Source organism: Aquabacterium sp. (assembly GCF_016195855.1).
Taxonomy (GTDB): Bacteria; Pseudomonadota; Gammaproteobacteria; order Burkholderiales; family Burkholderiaceae_C; genus Aquabacterium.
In genome coordinates, this window is the sequence record NZ_JACPYU010000026.1 from 1 (window position 1) to 25,853 (window position 25,853).

Annotated in this window: 28 protein-coding genes and 1 pseudogene; 23 read left to right on the top strand and 6 right to left on the bottom strand. The window is 64.0% G+C overall.

The window, feature by feature from the left end; all coding sequences use genetic code 11:
- Both tuf and rpsJ read left to right on the top strand, forming a co-directional pair.
- Nucleotides 1-183: pseudogene (tuf, locus tag HY019_RS20370) on the top strand (elongation factor Tu); the annotation flags it as partial.
- Between the two features lie 78 nt (nt 184-261).
- Entirely contained in the window at nt 262-573 is a 312-nt protein-coding gene (rpsJ, locus tag HY019_RS20375; RefSeq protein ID WP_035037922.1) for a 30S ribosomal protein S10, read from the top strand.
- A gap of 132 nt (nt 574-705) precedes the next feature.
- Here the strand turns inward: rpsJ and HY019_RS20380 are convergent, their stop codons facing one another.
- Nucleotides 706-2,544 carry a hypothetical protein gene (locus tag HY019_RS20380; RefSeq protein WP_290695715.1) on the bottom strand — a complete coding sequence of 613 codons (1,839 nt, stop codon included), beginning with the start codon at nt 2,542-2,544 and terminating at the stop codon, nt 706-708.
- A gap of 202 nt (nt 2,545-2,746) precedes the next feature.
- Here HY019_RS20380 and HY019_RS20385 point away from each other — a divergent pair, with 202 nt between their 5' ends.
- Nucleotides 2,747-3,424 carry a response regulator transcription factor gene (locus HY019_RS20385; protein WP_290695716.1) on the top strand — a complete coding sequence of 226 codons (678 nt, stop codon included), beginning with the start codon at nt 2,747-2,749 and terminating at the stop codon, nt 3,422-3,424.
- Here HY019_RS20385 and HY019_RS20390 read toward each other — a convergent pair whose 3' ends face one another.
- Nucleotides 3,425-5,815 (bottom strand): hybrid sensor histidine kinase/response regulator, encoded by a 2,391-nt coding sequence (locus HY019_RS20390; RefSeq protein ID WP_290695717.1) that lies wholly within the window; start codon nt 5,813-5,815, stop codon nt 3,425-3,427. It lies immediately after the preceding gene.
- A gap of 280 nt (nt 5,816-6,095) precedes the next feature.
- Here HY019_RS20390 and rplC point away from each other — a divergent pair, with 280 nt between their 5' ends.
- The 11 genes from rplC to HY019_RS20445 all read left to right on the top strand — a co-directional run bounded on the left by rplC (nt 6,096) and on the right by HY019_RS20445 (nt 11,616).
- A complete protein-coding gene (gene rplC, locus HY019_RS20395) occupies nt 6,096-6,770 on the top strand; it encodes a 50S ribosomal protein L3 (protein ID WP_290695718.1) in 675 nt (224 codons plus the stop codon).
- The gene (gene rplD / locus HY019_RS20400; RefSeq protein ID WP_035037926.1) at nt 6,770-7,393 is read left to right on the top strand and encodes a 50S ribosomal protein L4; all 624 of its coding nucleotides are present in this window, start codon (nt 6,770-6,772) and stop codon (nt 7,391-7,393) included. Before rplC ends, rplD begins: the two co-directional genes overlap by 1 nt.
- On the top strand, nt 7,390-7,707 hold the full coding sequence (gene rplW, locus HY019_RS20405; RefSeq protein ID WP_290695720.1) for a 50S ribosomal protein L23: 318 nt from the start codon (nt 7,390-7,392) through the stop codon (nt 7,705-7,707). The genes rplD and rplW overlap by 4 nt, the downstream gene beginning before the upstream one ends.
- A 2-nt stretch (nt 7,708-7,709) precedes the next feature.
- On the top strand, nt 7,710-8,534 hold the full coding sequence (gene rplB, locus HY019_RS20410; protein WP_290695721.1) for a 50S ribosomal protein L2: 825 nt from the start codon (nt 7,710-7,712) through the stop codon (nt 8,532-8,534).
- A gap of 13 nt (nt 8,535-8,547) precedes the next feature.
- Nucleotides 8,548-8,823, top strand: coding sequence for a 30S ribosomal protein S19 (gene rpsS / locus HY019_RS20415; RefSeq protein ID WP_035037932.1), 276 nt, complete (start codon nt 8,548-8,550; stop codon nt 8,821-8,823).
- A gap of 12 nt (nt 8,824-8,835) precedes the next feature.
- Nucleotides 8,836-9,165, top strand: a complete 330-nt coding sequence (gene rplV / locus HY019_RS20420) for a 50S ribosomal protein L22 (RefSeq protein ID WP_035037934.1) — start codon at nt 8,836-8,838, stop codon at nt 9,163-9,165.
- 13 nt (nt 9,166-9,178) lie between these two features.
- A complete protein-coding gene (gene rpsC / locus HY019_RS20425; protein ID WP_290695722.1) occupies nt 9,179-10,051 on the top strand; it encodes a 30S ribosomal protein S3 in 873 nt (290 codons plus the stop codon).
- Between the two features lie 2 nt (nt 10,052-10,053).
- On the top strand, nt 10,054-10,470 hold the full coding sequence (gene rplP / locus HY019_RS20430; RefSeq protein WP_035037937.1) for a 50S ribosomal protein L16: 417 nt from the start codon (nt 10,054-10,056) through the stop codon (nt 10,468-10,470).
- A 21-nt stretch (nt 10,471-10,491) separates the two neighbouring features.
- Nucleotides 10,492-10,692 carry a 50S ribosomal protein L29 gene (rpmC, locus tag HY019_RS20435; protein WP_290695723.1) on the top strand — a complete coding sequence of 67 codons (201 nt, stop codon included), beginning with the start codon at nt 10,492-10,494 and terminating at the stop codon, nt 10,690-10,692.
- Nucleotides 10,689-10,958 (top strand): 30S ribosomal protein S17, encoded by a 270-nt coding sequence (rpsQ, locus tag HY019_RS20440; RefSeq protein WP_290695724.1) that lies wholly within the window; start codon nt 10,689-10,691, stop codon nt 10,956-10,958. The genes rpmC and rpsQ overlap by 4 nt, the downstream gene beginning before the upstream one ends.
- A 142-nt stretch (nt 10,959-11,100) precedes the next feature.
- Nucleotides 11,101-11,616 carry a peroxiredoxin gene (locus HY019_RS20445; RefSeq protein WP_290695725.1) on the top strand — a complete coding sequence of 172 codons (516 nt, stop codon included), beginning with the start codon at nt 11,101-11,103 and terminating at the stop codon, nt 11,614-11,616.
- An 86-nt stretch (nt 11,617-11,702) separates the two neighbouring features.
- Here HY019_RS20445 and HY019_RS20450 read toward each other — a convergent pair whose 3' ends face one another.
- Nucleotides 11,703-12,203 carry an Mpo1-like protein gene (locus tag HY019_RS20450; protein ID WP_290695726.1) on the bottom strand — a complete coding sequence of 167 codons (501 nt, stop codon included), beginning with the start codon at nt 12,201-12,203 and terminating at the stop codon, nt 11,703-11,705.
- A 343-nt stretch (nt 12,204-12,546) separates the two neighbouring features.
- On the opposite strand from HY019_RS20450, the gene HY019_RS20455 reads away from it, so the two are divergent.
- The 3 genes from HY019_RS20455 to HY019_RS20465 all read left to right on the top strand — a co-directional run bounded on the left by HY019_RS20455 (nt 12,547) and on the right by HY019_RS20465 (nt 16,265).
- Complete coding sequence (locus tag HY019_RS20455; protein WP_290695727.1) at nt 12,547-13,665, top strand: 3-deoxy-7-phosphoheptulonate synthase; 1,119 nt, start codon at nt 12,547-12,549, stop codon at nt 13,663-13,665.
- 99 nt (nt 13,666-13,764) lie between these two features.
- Nucleotides 13,765-14,436, top strand: coding sequence for a response regulator transcription factor (locus HY019_RS20460; protein WP_290695728.1), 672 nt, complete (start codon nt 13,765-13,767; stop codon nt 14,434-14,436).
- Between the two features lie 2 nt (nt 14,437-14,438).
- Complete coding sequence (locus tag HY019_RS20465; RefSeq protein ID WP_290695729.1) at nt 14,439-16,265, top strand: hybrid sensor histidine kinase/response regulator; 1,827 nt, start codon at nt 14,439-14,441, stop codon at nt 16,263-16,265.
- On the opposite strand, the gene HY019_RS20470 is transcribed toward HY019_RS20465, so the two are convergent.
- Both HY019_RS20470 and corA read right to left on the bottom strand, forming a co-directional pair.
- A complete protein-coding gene (locus tag HY019_RS20470; protein ID WP_290695730.1) occupies nt 16,204-17,385 on the bottom strand; it encodes an MFS transporter in 1,182 nt (393 codons plus the stop codon). The two genes, HY019_RS20465 and HY019_RS20470, sit on opposite strands and share 62 nt — an antisense overlap.
- A complete protein-coding gene (gene corA / locus HY019_RS20475) occupies nt 17,373-18,335 on the bottom strand; it encodes a magnesium/cobalt transporter CorA (protein WP_290695731.1) in 963 nt (320 codons plus the stop codon). The genes HY019_RS20470 and corA overlap by 13 nt, the downstream gene beginning before the upstream one ends.
- Nucleotides 18,336-18,671: 336 nt before the next feature.
- Here corA and HY019_RS20480 point away from each other — a divergent pair, with 336 nt between their 5' ends.
- Nucleotides 18,672-19,610, top strand: a complete 939-nt coding sequence (locus HY019_RS20480) for a LysR family transcriptional regulator (RefSeq protein ID WP_290695732.1) — start codon at nt 18,672-18,674, stop codon at nt 19,608-19,610.
- Here the strand turns inward: HY019_RS20480 and HY019_RS20485 are convergent.
- A complete protein-coding gene (locus HY019_RS20485) occupies nt 19,582-20,676 on the bottom strand; it encodes an acyltransferase (RefSeq protein WP_290695733.1) in 1,095 nt (364 codons plus the stop codon). The two genes, HY019_RS20480 and HY019_RS20485, sit on opposite strands and share 29 nt — an antisense overlap.
- A gap of 280 nt (nt 20,677-20,956) precedes the next feature.
- Here HY019_RS20485 and HY019_RS20490 point away from each other — a divergent pair, with 280 nt between their 5' ends.
- The 5 genes from HY019_RS20490 (at nt 20,957) to HY019_RS20510 (ending at nt 25,852) form a co-directional block, all read left to right on the top strand.
- The gene (locus HY019_RS20490) at nt 20,957-22,189 is read left to right on the top strand and encodes an acyl-CoA dehydrogenase family protein (protein WP_290695734.1); all 1,233 of its coding nucleotides are present in this window, start codon (nt 20,957-20,959) and stop codon (nt 22,187-22,189) included.
- A 12-nt stretch (nt 22,190-22,201) separates the two neighbouring features.
- Nucleotides 22,202-23,296: a phosphotransferase family protein gene (locus HY019_RS20495; RefSeq protein ID WP_290695735.1), complete on the top strand. Its 1,095-nt coding sequence runs from the start codon at nt 22,202-22,204 to the stop codon at nt 23,294-23,296.
- A gap of 48 nt (nt 23,297-23,344) precedes the next feature.
- A complete protein-coding gene (locus HY019_RS20500; RefSeq protein ID WP_290695736.1) occupies nt 23,345-24,037 on the top strand; it encodes a histidine phosphatase family protein in 693 nt (230 codons plus the stop codon).
- Between the two features lie 63 nt (nt 24,038-24,100).
- The gene (locus tag HY019_RS20505; RefSeq protein WP_290695738.1) at nt 24,101-25,048 is read left to right on the top strand and encodes an alpha/beta hydrolase; all 948 of its coding nucleotides are present in this window, start codon (nt 24,101-24,103) and stop codon (nt 25,046-25,048) included.
- Nucleotides 25,049-25,096: 48 nt separating this feature from the next.
- Nucleotides 25,097-25,852 (top strand): SDR family oxidoreductase, encoded by a 756-nt coding sequence (locus HY019_RS20510; protein WP_290695740.1) that lies wholly within the window; start codon nt 25,097-25,099, stop codon nt 25,850-25,852.
- Nucleotide 25,853: the final 1 nt, after the last annotated feature.

Sequence of the window (25,853 nt, forward strand, 5' to 3'; positions counted from 1 at the left end):
ACAACTGACGTGACCGGTTCCATCGAGCTGCCCGCCGACAAGGAAATGGTCATGCCTGGTGACAACGTGTCGATCACCGTCAAGCTGATCGCCCCGATCGCCATGGAAGAAGGTCTGCGTTTCGCTATCCGCGAAGGTGGCCGTACTGTTGGCGCCGGTGTGGTTGCCAAGATCCTCGACTGATTCGCATGACACCTGCCCGTCTGCGGCCCTCGGGTCCTGACGGGCGTCTCATCGCTCTTTAATTAAAGGAAGTGTGTCATGGCACAACAGAAGATCCGCATTCGCCTGAAGGCGTTTGACTACAAGCTGATCGACCAATCGTCGGCTGAAATCGTTGAAACCGCCAAGCGTACCGGCGCCATCGTCAAGGGTCCCGTGCCCCTGCCGACCCGCCTGCAACGTTTCGACATCCTGCGCTCGCCTCACGTCAACAAGACGTCGCGTGACCAGTTCGAAATCCGCACCCACCAGCGTCTGATGGACATCGTGGACCCAACCGACAAGACGGTTGACGCCCTGATGAAGCTCGACCTGCCGGCTGGCGTGGACGTCGAAATCAAGCTGCAGTGATCCCTTGCTGCGCGGCGTGTGTCGCCTGACACCGCCCGCGGACGCCGGTTCTGCTGGCGTTGAGGAATCAAAAAAAGACCGCCCTGTGGCGGTCTTTTTCATGGGCGTGCCACTTGGCGTGGCAGGTCGCGATCAGGACGCGGGTTGGGTCACCGAGACCACGATCTTCGCTGGCTTGGTGCCGTCCTGATAAGGTTGCAACACGACGGTGACCCCGCTGCTGCCTGTCTTCAAGAAGTAACCCTTGCGAACGACGGTGGTGCCGCCACCGTTGACGGGCGCGCTCGCCACATAGTCCCGGAAGGTGAAGCCGTTGAAGTTGGCGGGCGTGTTGATGGACAAGGTTTCCGGGTGCGTCGCGGAGGTGCCTGTTGTGCCTGTCAGTCGCGTGAAGCTGCTGGTGTTCGGGTCGACGGCGGTGATCGTGTGGCTCACGGCGTCGATGGCGGCAGGCACCAGGCTGCTTGTCCAGTTGAAGGAGATATTCCAGTTTGACGACACGCTGCTCAGGGCGGGCAGGCTGAGCGTGCGGACCTTGGTGGCGTACCCCAGGCTGCCATCACCCGAGCCGCCCGGGGTGCCGATGTTCGCGCTGATGGCAAAGTAATCCCCCTTGCCTGTCTTGTAGACAAAGAAGCGGTCCTGCCAGGGGCCGCCATCCGTCGTGTCGTTGGCGGAATGGTTGGTGAAGGTGCCATCGCTGCTCAAGGTGATCGGGCGCTGGAGGGATCGGGCGACGTCGTCCAGGTTGGTGCAGGTTGGCGAGGTGGTGGTGTCGAACCAGCAACCCTGCGTGAACTGCTCGTACCCGGTCCCGGTGATCGTCATCGTGCCGTATCCGTAGATCCAGCCCGTGTCACCTGAGCCGGTGTCGGCCGTGTCGCCGGCGATGATGTTCCAGTTGCCAGTCAGCTCATCCAGGGTGTGCGATTGAACCGGCACCGCCACGAAGGCCTCGTTGGCCGAGGAGTGACCCGCCACGATGCCGGCAGGCGACACCACGATGTCGTCGCCCGAGCTGGACGTGAATCGGCAGGTGCCGTTGCTGGTCAAGGTGCGGCTCGTGTCGGCCAGCGTCGATGTGTCCGCACTCGTGAAGAAGGTGATGGCGGCGTTGCCCGCTTCGATGCTGACGCGGAACTTCTGCACGGCAGCGCCACCGGTGCGGTTGGAGAACACGGCCCAGTAGTCGGCCGCGCGCAGCGCGTCGCAACCCCCGGCAGCCGGCTTGAGCAGCAACTCAGGAGCCAGGGCGCTGACGCCGCTGTCGGCGCTGGACGAGGTCGTGTTGGTGGACGCCGCCGAGCTGCTGGCGACCGTGCTGGTGAGGGTGCTCAATTGGCTGCCGGCGCTGGTCAGCGTGCTGGCCAGTGCGTCAAGCGCCTGGTCATAAGCGTTGCCACCGCTGCCGTTCACAGCGGCTTGCAGGGTGCCGCCCACCAGGTCGCTTGGCAAGCCGCTGGTGTCAATGCCGGCATGGGTGAGGATGTTGACCACTTCCGTGCGGGCGGTGCTCAGCTTGGTGTCCGTGATGGTGCTGCTCAGCGTGCTGACGTCGACGCTGCTCATGTAGGTCGTCGGGTCGGCGCCTGTCAGCTGGGCCACCATCAATTCCGTCAATGGCGTGATGTTGGCGGTGGCGCTGCTGCCAGTGCCGGTGACCACGGAGTGCAGCGTGGTGCCGCCGCTGCTGGCTTCCAGCATGCAGGGCAGGCTACCGCCACTGACGGTGACCGTGTAGCTGCCGTCTGTGTTGCTGGTGGCCGAGCCCGTGCCGGCCGCGCATTTGACCGTGACGGTGGCGCCAGACAGGGCTGCGCCGGTCGCGGCAACCCCGGACACGGTCAGGTTGCTGCTGCCGCTGCTGCTTGTCGAGCTGGATCCGCCGCCGCCCCCACATGCGGAGATGGCCAATGTGACCATGAGTGCCGAAGTGATGGCGCTGTAGCGAAGCAAGGGGGCGTGTTTCATGTTGGGCTGCCTGGGTCTTGAAAAATGGTGATAACCCAGTTTCGGCAGGCGTTGGCGCCGCTGCATCGGCCAAATGGTGGAGCGGGCGGCAGGCGCAGCGTATCGGGCATGCGAATGTGTGCGGTTTTGTGCAAAAACCAGACAGGCTCACGCAGGCCTTGCGGCATCATCGACTTCTGCATCAGCAAGCTTTACCGAAACGATGCCCCATACCGCCTGTCTGCTTGTTGACGATCACGTGATGTTGCGCGATGGCCTGGCGCTGCTGATCGCTCAGCGCCACCCGCAACTCAGCTTGCAGGTTGCTGGCACCCTGAGAGAGGCCATCGACATCCTTCATGGCGCGCCGTCCCTGCAACTGGTCTTGCTGGACCTGAGCTTGCCGGACAGTGAGGGCGTGATCACCCTGGTTCGTTTGCGCGAGGCGGTGCCTGGTGCGCGCACCATCGTCTTGTCTGCCGATGAGCGCCGGGAAACCGTGATGGCGGCGCTGGATGCGGGGGCGGCCGGTTATATCCCCAAGACGGCCGAGTGGACGGTGATGCAACGTGCGCTGGACGCCGTGCTCGACGGTGCGGTGTTTGTGCCCGATGAGATCTTGCGCGGGTCGTATCCGGTCGACCGGGAGCGGGGCTCGCCTTCTGGTGACCAGGACCTGGGCTTGTCGCTGCGCCAGATGGAGGTCTTGCGTTTGCTGGTGGAAGGCAAGTCCAACAAGTTGATCGGCAAGGAGCTTGATCTGGCGCCCTCGACGGTCAAGACCCACTTGAACAGCATCTTCAATCGCCTGGCCGTCAACACACGGACGCAGGCCGTGGTGGAGGCCGCTCGGCTGGGTTTGCACTTGAGCGCGCGACGCCGCGCGGGCGACGCCACCTGATCAGTGCGTGCTGCCTTCGGGCTGGCGTGCAGGCAGCAACGCAGCCACGGCGCTTGACAGGGTCTCGCCGTCAAAGGGCTTGTGCAACACCGGGATGCCGGATCGGGCCAGCGTGCTGACGTCCTGCGGCGCGGTATCGCCGGTGATGATCAGGGCGGGCACACGGCGCGGCGCCCAGTGCCGACGCCAGGCGGCGACGATGTCGATGCCGCTGCCATCTCCCAGCCGCTGGTCGGTGATGAGCAGATCGGGTGGGTGAGCGGTGCGCGGCATTTTCAGGGCCTGAAGGGCGCTGTGCGCGTCGTCGTGGCGGGACACCTGGGCGCCCCACGTTGTCAGGCTGAGCGCCAGCGCATCGCCGACGTCCGGGTCATCCTCGACCAGCACCACCTTCAGGTCTTGCCAGATGGTCGTGGGGGTCGCCGGCGTGCGCTCGCCTTCCGTGACCGGGGTGGCGCTTTCCACCACAGTGGAGAAGCAACTGCCTTGCCCTTCGACGGAGCGCAGCGTGATGGGCGTGTGGAGCAGCGCGGCGGCATGGCGCACCAGTGCGAGCCCAAGGCCCATGCCCTGGGACGCCCGCCTGCCGGGGTTGTCCAGTTGCACAAAGTCTTCAAAGATCATGTCTTGTTGTGATGCCGGGACGCCCTGGCCCGTATCCCAGACGGCCAGCTTCAGGTGATGGGGGCCGTGGCGACGTGCGCCGATCAGCACGCCACCGTGGTGGGTGTAGCGCACGGCGTTGCTGATCAGGTTGCGCAGGATCTGCTCCAGCAAGACAGGGTCCGACCACACGGCCAGGCCGGGCGCCATGCGGCAGCGCAGTTGCAGGCCTTTGCTGGCCGCCGCCGCGCGCTCGTGCGCCAGCACGCGCTCCACCAGGCTGTTGAGCGGGACGACCTGCCAGTGGACCTGCACGGCCCCCGCTTCAAATCGGGACAGGTTCAGCAGGCCCTTGAGCAGGGCATCCAGGGCCTTGATGGCCTCCGTCAGCCGGTCCAGCAAAGGGAGGCTGCCGCTGTCCTTGAGTTGCTCGCGAAGCAGCCCTGCCAGCAGGCTGATCGTCACCACGGGTTGGCGCAGATCGTGGCTGGCCGAAGCCAGGAACCGGGTGTGTGCCGTGTTGGCCGCTTGCAGGGCCTGCGTGCGCTCGTCCACGCGCTGCTCCAGCTCGACGCTGTGCCGCTCGCCGGCCTCCAGCGTGCTGGCAAAGCGGTCCAGCAGGGCGTTGGCCACAATCAGCAGGGTCAGCGGCGAGGCATATGGCAGCCAGAAGGTGTCCTGCACCGAGGTCACGCCGCGTATCAGCAGGTAGTCATGGGCTGCCGCCAGGAACGCGATCAGCAAGCCGATCGGCAGGCCGATCTGCGCCATGTTGCTGCGATGCGCGCGCGTGAAGACCAGCCACAGTGCCGGCAAGGACATCGCCAGCAGCACGGGGTAGCTGAGATAACGCCATGGCATCAACGCCCCGTAGGCAGCGGCGCCGAGCCCGGTGCCCAGCAAAAACAAGCTGCCGCCACTCAGCAGCCGGTGGTACCAGCGCCAGTTGGTGGCGGACCAGGCCAGCGCGAACTGACCCAGCAAGGTGGCGCTGAGAACCTGAACGGCATAAAAAGCGAAGTCGCTGAACGCGCCGGGGCTGACCGTGCCCACCACGTAATAGCCCATATTGCGCAGTGACACGATGGTCCACAGTGCGCCGAACAGGCCCAAGGCCTTGTCGTGACGCCGGCGCCACCAGAGCATGACCATGAACAGGGACAAGCCGGCGGCGGCCATGTTCAAGGCCTGGGGTAGGCGGACATTGAGCAGCAACTTGGTCTCGAAGCTGGCACGCAGGTCATCGGCGGGGCCGCTCCAGACCGCCGACAGCCCGGCGCGAACGGCGTATTGCACCTCGATGTCGATCCGGTTGTGCCCTGGTTTGAGCAGGGCCGCCGGCAGGTTCACGAAGCTGGGCGTGGGAAAGGGCTTGTGCCCTGGCCCGCCGGCGTTCATGGTGTCTTCCACCGTGGCGCCGTTGACGGCGATCACATGGTGGGAAGACAGCCGGTCTATGCGCAGGGCCCAGGGTTGGGTGGCGGGGCCGTCCAGCATCAAGTCGAGGGCGTAGCGCCCTGCGCCGCTGCGCACTTGCAGGTCCTGCGCCCAGGTGTGGGGCAGGAGGACGGCGTGAGGGCCGGGCGGCACCAGGGCCCTGGCCTGCCTGGACCCGGGTGAGGGCGTGTCGTCGTTACGCTGGAGGGTAAAGGTCGCCTGCGTGAGTCGCCGGGCGGCGACGTCCGATTCCAGCCCGGCGTGGGCGTTGATCGCCAGCCAAACCAGCAGGCCACCCAGAATGGTCAGGGCCCAAGCCAGTGGTTTTTGCCATGAACGCGCTTGCTGCATCCGATCAGTGTCCCTCAGGCCGCGCCAGCGGGCATCGGGTGAAAGGGGGAGGTTTCAGGTGGCAGTTGCGTATTAATGCGGCATTTGGTATGATCGCAGGCTTTCCCGTAATGGGTGGATTGCGCGTTGCCTAAATTTTAAGCAACAAGCGGCTGCCCCAGCAGGAATTCGAAGGCGCCTTTCATGTCTGTACGAGTGAGTGGCGCCGAAAGAGTCGGCCCGGCCAATCGATGTCGGGCTTGTGTAAAAGGCCTCCAATTGTGAGGCTGGAGAAAAAACCATGAGTCTTAGCAATCGCCTCGGATTGCTGGGCCGCAAGGTGGGCATGATGCGCATCTACACAGACGACGGCGATGCCGTGCCTGTGACTGTGCTCGACGTGTCCAACAACCGCGTGTCCCAGGTCAAAACCGTTGAGACTGACGGCTACACCGCTGTGCAAGTGGTGTTCGGCTCGCGCAAAGCATCGCGCGTGACCAAGCCTGAAGCTGGCCATATGGCCAAAGCTGGTGTGGAAGCTGGTGAAATCACCCGCGAATTCCGCGTCGCTCCTGAAGTCGCCGCCGATCTGAAGGCCGGTGCCACCATTGCCCCCGCCACCCTGTTCCAGGCTGGCCAGCTGGTTGACGTGCAAGGCACCTCGATCGGTAAGGGCTTCACGGGCACCATCAAGCGCCACAACTTCGGTTCGCAACGTGCTTCGCACGGTAACTCGCGTTCGCACAACGTTCCTGGCTCCATCTCGATGGCGCAGGATCCTGGCCGCGTGTTCCCTGGCAAGCGCATGTCTGGTCACGCAGGTGACGAGACCGTGACCACGCAAAACCTCGACGTCGTGCGCGTTGACGAAGCCCGTCAACTGCTGCTGGTCAAGGGTGCGGTGCCTGGCGCCAAGGGTGGCTTCGTCACCGTGCGTCCTGCAGTCAAGGTCAAGATCAAGAAAGGGGCCAACTGATGGCACAGCTGGAACTCCTGAATGAACAGGGTCAAGCTGCCTCCAAGGTTGAGGCTTCTGACACCGTGTTCGGCCGTGAGTACAACGAAGCCCTGATTCATCAGGTCGTCGTCGCTTACCAGGCCAATGCCCGTCAAGGTACCCGCGCCCAGAAGGACCGCGAGACCGTCAAGCACACCACCAAGAAGCCCTGGCGCCAAAAAGGCACCGGTCGCGCTCGTGCTGGTATGTCGTCCTCGCCTCTGTGGCGTGGCGGTGGTCGGATCTTCCCGAACAGCCCTGACGAAAACTTCACCCACAAGGTCAACAAGAAGATGTACCGCGCCGGTATGGCCGCCATCTTCTCGCAGCTGGCCCGCGAAGGCCGTCTGGCTGTGGTGGACTCGATCACGGTCGAAGCCCCCAAGACCAAGCTGCTGGCTGCCAAGCTGAAGGCCATGAACCTGGACCACGTCCTGGTCATCGCTGACACCGTGGACGAGAACCTGTTCCTGGCCGCTCGCAACCTGCCCAACGTGCTGGTGGTTGAGCCCCGTTACGCCGATCCCCTGTCCCTGGTCCATTACAAGAAGGTTCTGGTCACCAAGGGCGCGATCGACAAGCTGCAGGAGATGTTCGCATGAGCACTCTCACCAAATTCGATGAAAGCCGCCTGCTGAAGGTGCTGGTCGCTCCGATCATTTCGGAAAAGGCCACCGCCGCTGCTGAAGAGCGCGGCCAAGTGCTGTTCAAGGTGCTGCGCGACGCCACCAAGCCCGAGATCAAGGCCGCTGTTGAGCTGCTGTTCAAGGTCGAAGTGAAGTCGGTGCAAGTCCTGAACCAGAAGGGCAAGACCAAGCGTTTCGGTGGCCGTACTGGTCGTCGTGACCACGCCAAGAAGGCCTTCGTGGCCCTCAAGGAAGGTCAAGAGCTGAACTTCTCCGGGGAGGCTGCGTAATCATGGCTGTCGTTAAAGTCAAACCAACCTCGCCTGGCCGCCGTGGCGTGGTCAAGGTGGTGCACAAGCACCTGCACAAGGGCAAGCCGGAAGCGTCGCTGCTGGAACCCCAGAAGCAGAACTCTGGCCGTAACAACAACGGTCACATCACGGTTCGCCACAAGGGCGGTGGTCACAAGCACCACTACCGCGTGGTCGATTTCATCCGTGACAAGGATGGCATCCCCGCCAAGGTGGAAAACATCCAGTACGACCCGAACCGCACGGCTCACATCGCTCTGGTGGTGTATGCCGATGGTGAGCGTCGCTACATCATTGCTCCCCGTGGCCTGGCTGCAGGCGCCACCGTGATCAGCGGCTCTGAAGCCCCGATCAAGGCCGGCAACACGCTGCCCATCCGCAACATCCCCGTGGGTTCGACCATCCACAACATCGAACTGAAGCCTGGCAAGGGCGGTCAGATCGCTCGTTCGGCTGGTACGTCCGCTGTTCTGATGGCTCGCGAAGGCACTTACGCTCAGGTCCGCCTGCGCTCCGGTGAAGTTCGCAAGATCCACATCGAATGCCGCGCCACCCTGGGTGAAGTGAGCAACGAAGAGCACAGCCTGCGTCAATACGGTAAGGCCGGTGCCATCCGCTGGAAGGGTATCCGCCCGACCGTTCGTGGCGTGGCCATGAACCCGGTGGACCACCCGCACGGTGGTGGCGAAGGCCGTACTGGCGAAGGTCAAGTCCCTGTGTCCCCATGGAACACACTGACGAAGGGCTATCGCACCCGCAACAACAAGCGCACGCAGACCTTCATTGTGTCGCGTCGCAAAAAGTAAGAGGTAGGCTGATATGGCTCGTTCTCTTAAAAAGGGTCCTTTCATTGACCACCACTTGGCCGCCAAGGTCGAGAAGGCTGTGGCAACCAAGGACAAAAAGCCCATCAAGACCTGGTCGCGTCGTTCGACCATCCTGCCTGAGTTCATTGGCCTGACGATTGCTGTGCACAACGGCAAGCAGCACGTGCCCGTGTACATCCAGGATCAGATGGTTGGCCACAAGCTCGGCGAGTTCGCCCTGACCCGTACGTTCAAGGGTCATCCAGGCGACAAGAAAGCCAAGAAATAAGGAGCAGCGACGATGGAAACCAAAGCAATCGTTCGCGGTGTTCGCCTCTCTTGTGACAAGGGTCGTCTGGTTGCAGACATGATCCGTGGCAAGAAGGTCGACCAAGCCCTGAACATCCTGGAATTCACCCAGAAGAAGGCCGCTGGCATCATCAAGAAGGCTCTGGAGTCGGCAATCGCCAACGCCGAGCACAACGACGGTGCTGACATCGATGAACTGAAGGTCAAGACCATTTATGTGGAGCAAGGCACCACGTTGAAGCGTTTCACCGCCCGAGCCAAGGGCCGTGGTAACCGCATCAGCAAGCCGACTTGCCACATCTATGTGACCGTGGGCAACTAAGCAGAGGCTGACTATGGGACAAAAAATCCACCCAACCGGCTTCCGCCTGGCCGTCACCCGCAATTGGGCATCGCGTTGGTACGCTACCAACCGTCAATTTGCCTCGATGCTGGCTGAAGACCTGGAAGTCCGTGAATTCCTGAAGAAGAAGCTCAAGAACGCGGCCGTGTCGCGCATCTTGATCGAGCGTCCCGCCAAGAGCGCACGCATCACCATTTTCTCGGCTCGTCCGGGCGTGGTGATCGGCAAGAAGGGCGAAGACATCGAAAACCTGAAGCTCGAACTGGCCAAGCGCCTGAACGTGCCGGTCTCGGTGAACATCGAAGAAGTGCGCAAGCCTGAAGTCGATGCTCAACTGATCGCCGACTCGATCACGCAGCAGCTGGAAAAGCGCATCATGTTCCGCCGCGCCATGAAGCGCGCGATGCAGAACGCCATGCGTCTGGGCGCTCAGGGCATCAAGATCATGTCGTCCGGTCGTCTGAACGGCATCGAAATCGCCCGTACCGAGTGGTACCGTGAAGGCCGCGTGCCTCTCCACACCCTGCGTGCGGACATCGACTATGGCTTCTCCGAAGCTCACACCACCTACGGTGTGATCGGCGTGAAGGTCTGGGTCTACCGTGGTGACCGTCTGGCCAATGGCGAAGCCCCTGTGCTCAAGGGCGACGACAGCCAAGACGACCGCCGCAACCGCCGTGGTCCTCGTAACGACCGTCCTGGTGGCGATCGTCGCCCTGGTGGCCGTGGCGGCCCTGGCCGTGGCGCCCCGCGTGCTGATGGCGCGCCGGCTGATGGCAGCGACAAGCCTGCCGTGGCCGTTGGTGCTGGTGAGGCCAAGCGTGTTCGCAAGGCTGCACCTGCTGCCGAGGCGAAAGGAGAATAAACATGTTGCAACCTAATCGTCGCAAGTTCCGCAAGGAGCACAAGGGCCGTAACACGGGTGTCGCCACCCGCGGTGCTGATGTGTCCTTTGGTGATTTCGGCCTGAAGGCGACCGAGCGCGGCCGTATCACGGCTCGCCAGATCGAAGCCGCACGTCGTGCGATTTCGCGTCACATCAAGCGTGGCGGTCGGATCTTCATCCGCATCTTCCCGGACAAGCCCATTTCGAACAAGCCCGCCGAAGTCCGTATGGGTAACGGTAAGGGTAACGTTGAGTACTACGTGGCTGAAATCCAGCCCGGCAAGGTGCTCTACGAAATCCAAGGCGTGCCCGAAGAACTCGCTCGCGAGGCGTTCACGCTGGCCGCTGCCAAGCTGCCACTGAGCACCACGTTCGTTGGCCGCCAGTTCGGCATCTAATCTAGGCGTAAGGAGAAAGTTATGGCGAAAGCCTCTGAACTGCGCGCCAAGGATGTGGCCGCACTGGAAACCGAAATCAAGGACTTGCTGAAGTCGCACTTCAACCTGCGTATGCAGCGTGCTACCCAGCAGCTCAATGACCACTCGGCTCTGAAGAAGACTCGTCGCGAAATCGCTCGCGCCAAGACGATTCTGAGCGAGAAGAAAGGAGCCGCCCAATGACGGGAGCTCAAACCAAAGTGACCCGTACCCTCGTGGGTAAGGTTGTCAGCGACGCTCGCGCCAAGACCGTGACCGTGCTGGTCGAGCGTCGTGTCAAGCACGAGCTCTACGGCAAGATCGTGGCCAAGTCGCGCAAGTACCATGCTCATGACGAGAACAACGAGTTCAAGTTGGGTGACGTGGTCGAGATCACCGAAAGCCGTCCGCTGTCCAAGACCAAGAACTGGGTTGTGTCCCGTCTGGTCGAGAAGGCCCAAGGCGTCTGATCTGTCTTTGCTGACAATCTAGGCGGTTCGCATCGCCACAAGGCCACCGGGGAGTAATCCTGGGTGGCTGCAAGCAAAACCGGCTTGCCAGTCATACTGGCGGCCGGTTTTTTCATTTGTGTTTTGATTTCAGGAGACGAACATGATCAAGGTTGGTGACAAGCTGCCCGCGGGCACGCTGTTCGAGTACATCGAGGTGGAAGGCGAAGGCTGCAGCCTGGGGCCCAATGCCTTTGACATCACCAAGTCCACGGCGGGCAAGACCATTGCCCTGTTCGGTTTGCCTGGCGCTTTCACGCCCACTTGCTCGGCTCAGCATGCGCCTGGCTATATCGCGCAGGCGGACGCATTCAAGGCGGCCGGTGTGGACGAGATCTGGTGTGTGTCGGTGAACGACGCCTTCGTGATGGGCGCCTGGGGCCGTGACCTCAAGGCCGCCGGCAAGATCCGCATGATGGCCGATGGCAGTGCCGACTTTGCCAAGGCCACCGGCCTGACGCTGGACCTGACGGCCAAAGGCATGGGCCTGCGCTCCGCCCGTTTCAGCATGCTGGTCAAGGACGGCGTGGTGCAGGCCTTGAACGTGGAAGAGGGTGGCGGCTACAAGGTGAGCGACGCCGAGACCCTGCTGGCTCAGGCCCGCAAGCTGAAGGCCTGATCAGGCGCCGAAGCAGCCGGTGATGCCAACAGGGAGACGGTGCCCCGGTGGCATCGTCTTTTTTGTTTTGGAGGGGCGGCGGTGGCTCAGCGTGGCGCGCCAGCCCGCGCGTTGACCTCGGCCTCGACATCCTTGCGCAAGCCCAGCAGGAAGCCGGCTTCGGCGGCGATGAACAAGGGCCCGATCAGCAGACCGATGAGGTCATCGACAAAGGCGGGCTTGCGGCCTTCGAAGTAGTGGCCCACGAACTGGATGACCCAACCCAGCAGGAACAGGCCCACGCCCATGCCCAGCCAGGCACCGGTGGTCCAGGCAGCCATGGCCTGTGCGCCCGCCAGGCAGGCCCAGAGGTAGGCACCCAGCACCACGCCGTAGCGCACGTCGAGCTTGAGGTAGTAGAGCGTGATCAGGACCGAGATCACGGCGCCCGGTGTCAGCCAGGGCAACTCGGCCGAGAGCGTGGGCCGCGACAGCAGGATGCAGATGGACGCCACGATCATCGGGATGCCGATGAAGTGGGTGACGATGTTGCGCCGGTCGCGGTGGTAGGTCGCGTACTGGGTGAGCTGGTCCGTGAGGGTCTTCATGTCAACGCAGGGTGTCTGAACTGATCCGCATGCTAGCGGGACGTGCGCGGGCAAGGTGTCACATACCGGACGATTGACGGGCGATTGATGCGCGATTGCGTGTAAACCAGGCGATCGGGCCGATCGATGCAGATCAAGCCATGCCGCAAGCAACCGTGCTACATTAACAATCATGAATCGCGCTCGCTTTTACTTTTGGTACTTTTACTTCTCGCCCGTAACCGGCGCAGGAGTGGCCAACGCATAAGCGAACCACACCAAATCCTGAAAACCGCCGGTCTACCCCGGCGGTTTTTTTTCGACTCCGACTTTCGTCCGCCACATCGCCCCAAGAGGAAGCACCATGAACGCCAAATCCAGTGCCGCTGAAGGCTGGGTACCCCCCGCCGACAAGACATCGCAGACCGACGATCAACGCATCAAGAACGTCACGCCGCTGCCGCCGCCCGAGCACTTGATCCGCTTCTTCCCGATCCGTGGCACGCCAGTAGAGACCCTGGTGGCGCACACGCGCAAGGCGATCAGCAAGATCGTGCATGGCAAGGACGACCGCATGCTGGTCATCATCGGCCCCTGCTCGATCCATGACCCGGCCGCTGCCGTTGAATACGCGAGCAAGTTGCGTGTGCTGCGCGAGCAGTACGCCGACACGCTGGAAGTGGTCATGCGCGTGTACTTCGAAAAGCCCCGCACGACCGTGGGCTGGAAGGGCCTGATCAACGACCCGTACATGGATGAGAGCTTCAAGATCGACGAAGGCCTGCGCATGGCCCGTCATCTGCTGCTGGAGATCAACCGCCTGGGCGTGCCCGCTGCCAGCGAGTTCCTGGACGTGGTGTCGCCTCAGTACATCGGTGACCTGATCAGCTGGGGTGCCATTGGGGCCCGCACCACTGAAAGCCAGGTTCACCGTGAACTGGCCTCCGGCCTGAGCGCGCCGATCGGCTTCAAGAACGGCACGGACGGCAACATCAAGATCGCCACGGACGCCATCCAGGCTGCCGCGCGCCCGCACCATTTTCTGTCGGTGCACAAGAATGGCCAGGTGGCCATCGTCGAGACAGCCGGCAACCCCGACTGCCACGTGATCCTGCGCGGTGGCAAGGCTCCGAACTACGACGCGGACAGCGTGGCTGCGGCCTGCATGGATCTGGAGGCAGCCAAGCTGCATCCTTCGCTGATGGTGGACTTCTCGCACGCCAACAGCTCCAAGCAGCACGAGCGCCAGGTGGTGGTGGCCAAGGACATCGCCGGGCAGGTGTCGGGTGGCTCGAACAAGGTCTTCGGCGTGATGGTGGAAAGCCACCTGTGCGCGGGCGCCCAGAAGTTCACGCCAGGCAAGGATGACCCCGCCAAGCTGGTCTACGGCCAGAGCATCACGGACGCGTGCATCGGCTGGGATGACTCGGCCGAGGTGCTGAAGATCCTGTCGGATGCGGTGAAGGCGCGTCGCGCGCGCTGATATCACCCTTAAGAGGGGAATGAGGGCCGATCCTGAGTGATCGGCCTTTTTTATGGGCGCCGAAGCGCGATACTGCCAGAGCCTGCCTGCCCTGAATCCATGAGCGCCCTGCATCCCCATTTCCTGCTGGTTGATGACCACGCCCTGTTCCGCACGGGGCTGGGCTTGATGTTGTCGGAGCACTGGCCCCAGGCCCGGGTGACGCAGGCCGTGACCCTGACGCAGGCGCTCGAGATCCTGGGGCGCGAAACACCGGATCTGATCCTGCTGGACGTGCACCTGCCCGATGGCCACGGCCTGGCGGACTTGCCTGCTTTGCGGGCGAAGGCGCGGGCCTGTCCGGTGCTGATGATGTCGGCCGAAGTCAATGGCCAACAGATCCTGCAGGCGCGGGCTGCCGGGGCCACAGGCTTTTTGCCCAAGGTGGCATCGGCCGCCGAGGTGGTTGCCGCCGTGCGTTCGGCCTTGGCGGGGCAGCCTACCTACGCGGCCGTGCCCTACGTGGTGCTGACCCAGGCCAGCGCGCCGCAGACCCAGATGGCACCCGCGGTGATGCAGGTGGCCGAAGCCGAGCCACACTTGTCTGCACGCCAGTTGCTGATCCTGGGCTACCTGGGGCGGGGCACGCCCAACAAGGCCATCGCCCGCCAGATGGGCATGAACGAGAACGAGGTGCGCGCCGAAGTGTCCTGGCTCACGGAATGGCTGGGTGCCAGCAGCCGCGAACAGGCCCACGCGGTGGCCGTGGCCAGAGGCCTGTTGCAGCCATGAGCGTGCGAACGCTCCTGACGCGGGCCTGGCGCTTCGACAGCCCGCGCGTGCTGTCTGCGCAGATGACGCTGCTGGATCGCAACCTGCCTTACGCTTTCGTGATCTCGGCGTTCGTGGCTTTGCTGACGGCGTGGATTGGCAGCCGCACGGTGCATGTGGCCGGCACGTGGACCTGGGCCGGTGCCACCACGGCGATGACCTTGCTGTGCCTGTCGGTGCGGCATGCCTTGCCACTGCCCACGGACGTGGCGCGCGTGGCGGTGTATGCCCACGTCGTGCGCCTGATGGCGGGAATGCAGGGCCTGTGCTGGGGGGCGATGGGCGTGCTGTGGCTGGACAAGGCCAACCCCATGTCGATTGCCATCGTGCTGGGCATCACGGCGGGCATGAACTCGGGCGGGCTGGCGGTGTTCGCGCCGTCCTGGCCTGTGGCCATCACCTACTGGGTGGCCAATATCGCGCCGGTCATGACCGTGTTGCTGCGCTCCAGCGACGAGTTCAGCTTCATGATGGGCCTGGCCGTGTCGCTCTACCTGCTGGCCATGACGGTGTTCTCCTACTTCGCGGCGCGCGGGGCCTTACGGGCCATCGAGCTGGGCTTTGAAAACGAGGGGCTGGTCAGGCGCTTGCGCGATCAGACGCAGCGTGCGCTGGAGGCGCGGCAGGTGGCCGAAGTGGCCCTGGCCGAAGCCGAGGATGCCAACCGGGCCAAGACGGTGTTCCTGGCGTCAGCCAGTCATGACCTGCGCCAACCCTTGCATGCCATGGGCCTGTTCCTCAATGCCCTGGCGCGTGCAGACCTCAATGAGCGGCAGCAGGCGTTGCTGCAGCAGGCCCTGGCATCGGCACAGGCCACAGGCGAAATGCTCAACACCTTGATGGACTTTTCCAAGGTGGATGCGGGCGTGGTCAAGCCGCAGATGCAGCCCTTTGCCCTGCAGCCGATGTTCCGCAAGCTGGAGCGGGAGATGGCGCCGCTGGCCGAGGACAAGGGCCTGGCCTTTCGCATGCGGGACACCTCGGTGATCCTGCACGCCGATCCGGCGCTGGTGGAGATGATCCTGCGCAATCTGGTGCTCAACGCCATCCGTTACACCGAGCGCGGGGCCTTGCTGCTGGCGTGCCGGCGCCGCGGGGCGAGAGCCTGGCTGGAGGTCTGGGATACGGGCGTCGGCATCCCGGCAGATCAGCACGAGGCGATCTTTCGGGAGTTCCATCAACTGGGTAATCCGGAGCGGGACCGCCGCAAGGGCCTGGGCCTGGGCCTGGCCATCGTGCAAGGGCTGGCCAGGGCCATGAGCGTGGACATCACGCTGCGTTCCGAGCCTGGTCGGGGCTCGGTGTTTCGCCTGGCCTTGCCGGTCAGCAAGTCGCCCTGGCAGCCCTCTGCGGATGTGGCGGCCACGGACGAGCCTGATCTCAGTGGCTTGCGGGTGCTGTTGATCGACGACGACGAGACGGTGCGCTCGGCCATGTGCGATCTGCTGGCCACCTGGGGGTGCTGGTGCGAAGCCGCGGCCTCCGATGAGGATGCGCTGCGCATTCTGGAGCGCTTCGAGCCCGATGTGGTCCTGGCGGATTACCGCCTGCGCAGCCACCGCACCGGGCTGCAGGCTGTCCAGGCTGTGCGCGAGCGCATGGGGCGCGTGGTGCCCTCGGCCATCATCACGGGGGACACGGCGCCCGAGCGCCTGCGCGAGGCGCATGCCAGCGGCCTGCCCTTGCTGCACAAACCCGTGCCGGCCGATAGCCTGCAGTCGGTGTTGTTCAGCCTGTGGCGCGAGGCGGCGCCTCCGGCGTCGGCCGCGTTTGCATCAACAGCAGGCTGAGTGCCAGCACGGCCAGCCAACTGCCCTGGCCGCCCACGCCGAAGTGGTCGAAAACCCAGCCACTGACCAGGGGCCCCAAGGCGCCACCGGCCGTGTAGCCGGCGATCATGGCCGAGGTGCCCGCCAGGGCCGATGTGTCGGCGAAGTCATGGGCCACGCGGATCATGCTGAGCGTGTAGAGCGCACCACCGATGCCGCCCCAGGCCGCAGCGCAGACCCAGATCAGCGTGGGCCAGGTCGAGGCCTGCACAAAAGCGACCGCGCTCAACACCAGCACGCCGGCCCCCAGCGCAAACAGGCGCCGGGCGGGCAGGTGGTCGGCCAGCCAACCGGTGGGGTATTGAAAGATGAAGCTGCCCATGCCCAACGCACCTGCAATCGAGGTGGCCGCGGCCAGGTTCATGCCGATCTGTGAGCCATAGGCCGTGGTGATGGAGCCCAGGCCCACCTCGAACACGCCGCCCACCACGGCCGCCCAGGCCAGGCCGGGCCGAAAGCGCCAGGCGCTCAGGAGGCTCATGGGCTCGTGGTCATCGTGCATGGCCTTGAGGTGGGTGACGGCGGGTGTCAGCGTGATCAGCAGGCCCAGGGCCAGGCCCCCGGCAGCGATGGCGTTGGCCTCCATCGGCCCGATGCGCAACAGGCCAGGCAGCATGGGCCCCAGGGCCATGCCTGCACCGAGCAAGGCCTGGTACAGGCCGGTCAGGCGGCCGCGGTGGCTGGGCGGCACGTTGTGCGCAATCAGGGCCTCGGTGGCGTTCCAGGCGGCGGCGGCGCCCATGCCGGCCATGAGCCCCAGGCCGCACCAGATGCGGTAGTCGTCGGTGAGCAGGTAGCCCAGGCAGGAGACGAGCTCCAGCAGCAGGCCGGCACGGTAGGCCTGGCCCACGCCCACGCGGGCAAACAGTTGCGGCACCAGCGGTACCAGCGCGGCCACGCTGATGAAGGGCAGCATGGCGAACAGGCCGATGGCGGTGCTGCTGGCCCCGGCGGTCTGCAGGCGCACGGCCAGGACCGGGTTGAGCAGGCTGTAGCTCAGCACCACCAGGGTGGTGCCCAGCATCACGCGCAGCAGGCCGGGTGGCAGCTTCGATGCAGCGGCGGTGTTCAGGTCAACCACCCTCGCTTGTAGAAGTACCACATGGGCACGATCGCGCTGGCCACCATCAGGGCCACGGTGTAGGGGTAGCTCCAGTCGCCCAGCCAGAGCAATTCGGGGAACTTGAGGTTCATGCCGTACACGCTGGCCACCAGCGTAGGTGGCAGCAAGGCCACCGAGGCCACCGAGAAGATCTTGATGATCTTGTTCTGGTTGATGTTGATGAAACCGACCGTGGCGTCCATCAGGAAGTTGATCTTGTCGAACAGGAAGGCCGTGTGGCTGTCCAGTGAATCGATGTCACGCAGGATCTGTCGGGCTTCTTCGAACTGATCGGCGTTGAGCATGCGGGCGCGCATCATGAAGCTCACGGCGCGGCGCGTGTCCATGACGTTGCGGCGGATGCGGCCGTTCAAGTCTTCCTGGCGGGCAATGGCGGCCAGGGCATCGGCGGCGGCGGCGTCGTTCACGGCGTTTTGCAGCACCTTCTTGCTGACCTTTTCGAGGTCATCGTAGATGCCTTCCAGGGTGTCGGCGGAGTACTCGGCGTCGGCATCGTACAGCTTGAGCAGCACGTCCTTGGCATCTTCGATCAGGGCCGGGATGCGGCGCGCGCGCATGCGCAGCAGGCGGAACACCGGCAGGTCTTCCTTGTGGACCGAAAACAGCACGTTCTCGTGCAGGATGAAGGCCACGCGCACGTTGCGCGGGGTCTCGTCGTCGTCGATCAGGAAGTCGGAGCGGATGTGGACGGCGCCGTCTTCTTCGTAGAAGCGGGCGGACTCTTCAAGGTCGTCGTCGATGATGTCGGCAGGGATGACCAGGCCGAACTTGACGGCGATCCAGCCTTTTTCTTCCGGGGTCGGGGCTTCCAGGTCGACCCAGACCGGACGGGCCGGTGTGAGCTCGTCAAGGCTGTCGATTTCTTCCTGAAACAGCCGGCCATTGGCCAGCGTGAACACGTTGAGCATGCGGTCTCCAGCACGTGGGCTCCGGGCGCAAAGGCCTGCGGGTGAACGTACAGGTTGAGGGGAAGGGGTGAGTGGTGTGGCCGCCCCCTCCCGCTGTGGGCCCTTGCCGTCTGGCAGCTTGGGCCTCACCTGGCTTGCGTGCCCCTTACAGCAGGGCCGGGTCCAGGTGGCTGGAGTGGGCGGTCACCGAGGGTGACTGTCCAAGGTGATCGCTCCAAGGTCGCCGCATTGGCGGCAAGGCTTCCATTATCGCCTGCTCTGGCTGGCTGGGTGAGCACGATTGCACCAAAAAAGTCCCGTGTTTGAGGGCGTGTGGTGCCGGTGTATGGTGACGGCATGGTCTTGCCCGTATCCCGACTCGATCTCAACCTGTTTCGCGTGATGGACGCCGTGTATGCACATGGCGGCATCTCGGGGGCGGCGCGCCATCTGCACCTGAGCCAGCCTGCCGTGAGCCATGCCTTGGCCCGCTTGCGGCGCCTGTGGGGTGACCCGCTGTTCGTGCGGCAGGGCAACCGCATGGTGCCCACGGAGTTGACGCGCCGGGTGATCGGTGAGGTGCAGGCGCATCTGCGCGGGCTGCAGACCTTGATGGGACAGGCCGAGACCTTTGATCCGGCCACGCTGGACATGACCTTGCGCCTGGGCATGCGCGATGTGCTGGAGGCCATCACCCTGCCACCCTTGATGGCGCGCCTGGGTGAGGTGGCGCCGCGCGCCAGGCTGGCCAGCGTGCGGGTGGCGCACGATGCCCTGGAGCAGGTGCTGACGCAAGGAGACGTTGACCTCGTGATCGATCGTCAACGGCGTGTGGCCGGGCACATCCAGGGCGTGCACCTGGCTGATGAGACCCTGGCCGTGATCATGCGTCAGGGGCATCCATTGGCGGGGCGCACGCTGGACCTGGCCGCTTATCTGAGGCACCAGCACGTGATGGTGACCTTGCTGCCCGATCAACCCGATCCGCTGCAGGCGGTGTGGGCCGCGCTGGGACAGGGACAGCGCGACGTGATCCTGCGTTGCCAGCACTATTTCGCGGCGGCCAATGTGGTGGCGCACAGCGACACCTTGCTGACCCTGCCGCGCACCTACGCGATGGAGTTGGCGCGGGCTTTGCCCTTGCTGATTTGCGAGTTGCCGGTGGCCGTGCCGCCGCTGGGGATCTGGATGTACTGGCACGCTGACCGCGAGGCGGACCCCGTGCATGCCTGGCTCCGAGAGAGCCTCAAGCAGGGCGTGTATGCGTCTATGGGGCTGCTGCGCCATCCAGCCTGACGACGGACGAGCGTTCTGCAGACAGCAGCTTGCGCATCAGGCGCTGGCGGATGACCTTGTCCAGCCTGGCGAGCATCAGGGCACTGACTGTGGCCGTGATGCACACGATGGCCAGCTGGATGGCCGGGGAGAAACGGCCAATGTGGAAAACACGCAGCTCTGTCTGAAGGATGGGGACGTGCGTGATGTAGAGAGGATAGGACACTTCCCCCAGGGTGGCACAGACCTTCCTGCCGAACTCGGCGAGTCTGACGGCGGCGTTGCTGGTGATGGCCAGGGGTGTCAGCAGCAGGATGTCGACCAGCAGCAACGCAGGGTTGTTGGTGAAGAAAAGTGCAAATACGGCCGTGCTCAGCGCCAGTGACAGCAGCACCAGGTGTTTGCTGAACCGGGCGTGATGCTTGTAGATCAGGGTGCCCAGAAAGAACTCGGCCGTGACGCGGGGCAGGCCATAAATGAAGCTGTGTGAGGTCCACCCGGGATGCACGTAACCTGAGTGAAATCGGGCAAGCAGGAAGATCGCCAAGGCGGCCAGGACAACGGGCATGCGTATGGTCTTGAACCGGGCGACCCAGGCAAAAAAGACCACATTGATCAGCAACTCGAAGAACAAGGACCACGCAGGGGGATCGAGGGGGAACACGTTGTCGCCCCCGACGTGGGGCAAGCCCATCCAGGCTGTATAGCGGCCATAGGGGATCATGAAGACGCCCAGTACGGACGACTGGACGATGCCGCCAGCCGACAAGTGGTCACTGTCGTTGTTGAGCAGGCCCGCGAAAGCGGCCGCCACCCCCAGCGTCAAGCCGATGAAGTACAGGGGCAGCAACCGCACCAGGCGCACTTTGAGGAAGTGGGCGAGGGTCATGCCGCGGTTAATTTTGGCCGCGTAGCTGTGCATGATGACAAAGCCAGACAGCAGAAAGAACAGGTCCACGGCGGCCCAGGCGCCAGGCAGGTAGTTCAAGCCGTTTTCCAGGCTGACGTGGTAGACCATGACCAGCAATGCTGCGACGCCGCGTATGCCGTCCAGCATGTCAAATCGTTGATCGTTGTGGGTCTTCATGGCAAAAACGTGTGAGCCGCATGAGCACCGCCCCGAACCAGATCTTGATCGAGTGAGCGGAGTCGGTCAGGGCGATGCAGCCGAGTAAAGCACAGCCGGCGGGGCTGGCGTACAGGGGCCACTTCAATCTCATTCATGTGAGTGGTGTGCGGTGAAGATGCGCTCACCAGATATGCAGCGGGTGCATGACTTGCGATGAAAATTCATCATTTGATGCACAGCCTGAAGCGGCGTAGCATCCCTGACGTTGACCGAATGACCCACCCATCAGGAGACGACCATGGACTTCCAACCCAGTGAACGTGCCGCCAAAACCGCAGCCCGTGTGCGCGCTTTCATCAAGGACCACATCGAACCTGTCGAGCAGGAACACTGGGAAGGCATCCTGGGCCAGCGCCACGGTGGTGACTGGACGCAGTGGAAGATCCCACCCCGTGTGGAAGCGCTGAAAGCCAAGGCCAAGGCCGAGGGCCTGTGGAACCTCTTCCTGCCCGACCCTGAACTGGGTGCCGGCCTGAGCGTGCTGGAGTACGCCTTCAGCGCCGAAGAAACCGGCCGCTCGATGATGGCGCCCGAGATCTTCAACTGCAATGCCCCGGACACCGGCAACATGGAGGTGATCTGGAAGTACGGCAGCGACGAGCAGAAGCAGCAATGGTTGACGCCGCTGCTGGCCGGTGAGATGCGCTCGGTGTTTTTCATGACCGAGCCGGATGTGGCCTCGTCGGACGCGACCAACATGGCCGCCACGGCCGTGATCGAAGGTGACGAGATTGTGCTGAATGGCAAGAAGTGGTGGTCGTCTGGCGTGGGTGACCCGCGTTGCAAGATCGGCATCTTCATGGCGCTCACGCCCAACCCCGATCTGGGGCGCCACAACCAGCACTCGATGGTGCTGGTGCCCATGGACACCCCGGGCGTCGAGATCAAGCGCATGCTGCCCGTGTTCGGCGAGTACGACGAGCCGCACGGCCACGGCGAGGTGCACTTCAACAATGTGCGCGTGCCGGTGAGCAACTTCATTGCCGGGCCGGGCAAGGGCTTCGAGATCGCACAAGGGCGCCTGGGCCCCGGCCGCATCCACCACTGCATGCGCTGCATCGGTGCGGCTGAGAAGTCGCTGGAACTGGCGATCAAGCGCGGCATCGAGCGCACGGCTTTCAGGAAGCAGCTGATCAACCTGGGTGGCAACCGCGAACGCATTGCCGAAGCCCGCGTGGCCATCGACCAGGCTCGCCTGCTGACGCTGCAAGCCGCGTGGAAGATCGACACCGTGGGCGTGATGGGCGCGCTGACCGATGTGTCGGCCATCAAGGTGGTGGCCCCGAGCATGCTGCAGAACGTGGTGGATTTCGCCATCCAGATGCACGGCGGCATGGGCGTGTCGCACGACGTGCCTTTGAGCGCCTTCTTCAACCAGGCGCGCAGCCTGCGTCTGGCAGACGGCCCCGATGAGGTCCACAAGGGCATGATCGCCCGCCTGGAGCTCATGAAATACGGCGTGATGAAGTAAGCGAGCCCGACATTGAGCGACAACACGAACAACAAAGGCATCGAGGACCAGGGCGGGCGCGTCCGTGCTGGTGAAGAGCTCAATGTGGCGGGTGTGGACGCGTGGCTGAAAGGCCATGTGCCCACGCTGCATGGGCTGCCGGAGATCACGCAGTTCTCGGGCGGGGCGTCCAACTGGACCTATCGCCTGAAGTACCCCAATGGGGACTTCATCCTGCGCCGCCCGCCCGCTGGCACCAAGGCCAAGGGCGCCCACGACATGGGCCGGGAGTACCGCGTGCAAAAGGCGCTCAAGCCGGTGTACCCGGTGGTGCCCACCATGATCGGCCTGTGCGAGGACGAAGCCGTCACGGGCAGCGAGTTCTACGTGATGGAGCGCATTGCCGGCATCATCCCGCGCAAGAACATGCCGCGTGGGCTGAGCCTGGATGCGACAACCACACGCCAGCTCTGCACCAACGTGTTGGACAAGCTGGTCGAGTTGCACCAGGTCGATGTCAAGGCCACCGGCCTGGACAGCCTGGGCAAGGGCCATGGCTACTGCCAGCGCCAGATCGAAGGCTGGAGCGCACGCTACACCAAGGCCAAGACTTGGAACGTGCCCTCCTACCAGTACGTGATGGCCTGGCTGAAAGAGCGCACACCGCAGGACGTGGCCAACGTCGTCATCCACAACGACTGGCGCTTCGACAACGTGATCCTGGCCGAGAACGACCCGACCAAGGTGATCGGTGTGCTGGACTGGGAGATGGCCACGCTGGGCGACCCGTTGATGGACCTGGGCAATGCCCTGGCCTACTGGATCCAGGCAGACGACAACAAACTGATGATGGCCACGCGGCGCCAGCCCACGCACCTGCCGGGCATGTTGCGCCGCGAAGAAGTGGTGGACTACTACCTCGACAAGTCCGGCTACAAGGTGGACAGGGCCGGTGCATGGGCCTTCTATGAGGTCTATGGCCTGTTCCGCCTGGCCGTGATCGCGCAGCAGATCTACTACCGCTACCACCACAAGCAGACGCGCAACCCGGCCTTCAAGAACTTCTGGATCCTCGTCAATTACCTGGACTGGCGCTGCAAGGGCCTGATCAAGCAGGCCAGGCGTTGATGCCACGCCATCGGGCACGTACCTGAACGATCACGAAAGACACACACCATGGGTGCCATCTACCTTCTGCGACACGGCCAGGCCTCGTTTGGCTCGAACAACTACGACCAGCTCTCGCCGGTGGGCCACCAGCAGGCCAAGGTGCTGGGCTCGGCCCTGAAGGCACGCGGCGTCAAGCCCGATGTGCTGATCAGCGGCACGATGCAGCGCCATCAGGAGACGGCAGCCGGGGCGGTGGGCGAGCTGGGCATTGAGCTGCCTTTGCAACACCATGCGGGTGTCAACGAGTTCGACCACGAAAACGTGATCGAGGTGGCCGAGCCACGCTATGTCGACAAGCTGGTGATGATGAGCGACATGGCCGCCTCGGGTGACCCGCGCCGCAGCTTCCAGAAGTTCTTCCAGGACGCGGTGGCGCGCTGGGTGGGTGGCAACCACGATGACGAGTACAACGAGCCCTGGTCCGTGTTCAAGCTGCGCGTGGTCTCGGCACTCGAAGACCTGGTCAAGGCCACGCCGCCCAAGGGCAACACGCTGGTGTTCACCTCGGGCGGCACGATCAGCGTGATCTGTGCGCACCTGCTGGGGCTGAACGACGCGCAGGCCTTCACCATCAACTGGACGCTGGCCAATGTGGGCATCACCAAGATCCAGGCCGGGCGCGATGGCCTGCACCTGATCTCGGTGAACGAACACGCGCACGTCGAGGGCGCTCAGCCGCCACTGCTCACCTACCGCTGACGCATACTTCGGGGCTTGGGTCGGCACGCGGAACGCCGGCCCGCATCAACAAGGACAGCAAGGATGAAAGCCCTCAAGATCGCAGGTGGTGTGCTCGCATTGGTGGTGGCGCTGGCGGGTGTCGGTGTCGTGTCGGCCTGGGCGCCGGACCGCCCGGTGGAAACGCTCAAGGCCCGCTGGGCCCCGGCACCATCGCAGTTCGTGGCGCTGCAGGGCATGCAGGTGCACCTGCGCGATGAAGGCCCGCGTGACGACCCGCAACCCATCGTGCTGCTGCATGGCACCTCGGCCAGCTTGCACACCTGGGAGGGCTGGGTAGCGGCGCTCAAGGGGCAGCACCGCGTCATCACCGTGGACTTGCCGGGCTTTGGCCTGACCGGCCCCACACCGGATGGCGACTACCACCTGCCGCGCTATGCAGACTTCGTGGTCGGCGTGCTCGATCACCTGCAGCTCAAGCAGGTGGTGCTGGCGGGCAACTCGCTGGGCGGCGAGATCGCCTGGATGACGGCGGTCGGCCACCCTGATCGCGTGAGCAAACTGGTGCTGGTGGACGCCGGCGGCTACCCCTTCAAGACCGAGGGCATGCCCATTGGCTTCAAGATTGCGCGCATCCCCGCACTCAAGCCGCTCATGACCCGCTTGCTGCCACGCGGCATGATCGAGTCCAGCGTGCGCAGCGTGTATGGCGACCCGTCCAAGGTGACGCCCGAGCTGATCGACCGTTACTACGAGCTGACGCTGCGCGAGGGCAACCGCGAGTCCCTGACGGCGCGTTTCAGCCAGAGCCCGCTGGGCGCCTATGCCGACCAGATCAAGCAGATCAAGCAACCCACGCTGATCATCTGGGGCGGGCAGGACCACCTCATCACCCCTGACAACGCGGACCGCTTCCAGCAAGACATCGCAGGCAGCCGCCTGGTGGTGTTCGACAAGCTGGGCCACGTCCCGCAGGAAGAAGACCCCACCGCCACCATCGGTGCGGTCAAGTCCTTCCTGGCCCAGCGCTGAAGCGCCAGGCGCGCACCTGATACCTGATCACCACCCCGACACAAGACCATGGCCCAACGCAGACAGAACATCCTCATCACCGGTGCCAGCTCAGGCTTGGGCGAAGGCATGGCGCGCGAGTTCGCCGCCATGGGCCGCAACCTGGCGCTGTGCGCGCGCCGGGTGGACAGGCTGGTCGAGCTCAAGGCCGAGCTGGAAGCGAAACACCCCGGCGTGAAGGTGCTGGTGCGCCCGCTGGATGTGAACCAGCACGAGCAGGTCTTCGAGGTGTTCCGCGCCTTCAAGCAGGAGTTCGGGCAGATCGACCGGGTCATCGTCAATGCGGGCCTGGGCAAGGGCCAGCCCATTGGCAAGGGTCGCTTCGATGCCAACTTGCAGACCGCGCAAACCAACTTCATCGCGGCGCTGGCGCAGTGCGAAGCGGCGGTCGAGATCTTCCGTGCGCAAAACAGCGGGCACCTGGTGAGCATTTCGTCGATGAGCGCGATGCGCGGCCTGCCACGCAACCTCACGACCTATGCGGCCACCAAGGCCGGGCTGGCAGCGTTGACCGAAGGCATCCGTGCGGACCTGCTGCGCACGCCGATCAAGGTCACCACCATCTACCCGGGCTACATCGAGACCGAGTTGAGCAGCAAGTCGGCCAAGACGCCGTTGATGGTGGACACGGCCTCGGGTTGCCGCGCCCTGGTGGCGGCCATCGAGCGCGAGCCGGCCAAGGCCTGCGTGCCCAGCTGGCCCTGGACGCTGGTGGGCTGGTACATGCGCAACGCGCCGCTGGCGTGGATCGCCAAGATGTCCTGAG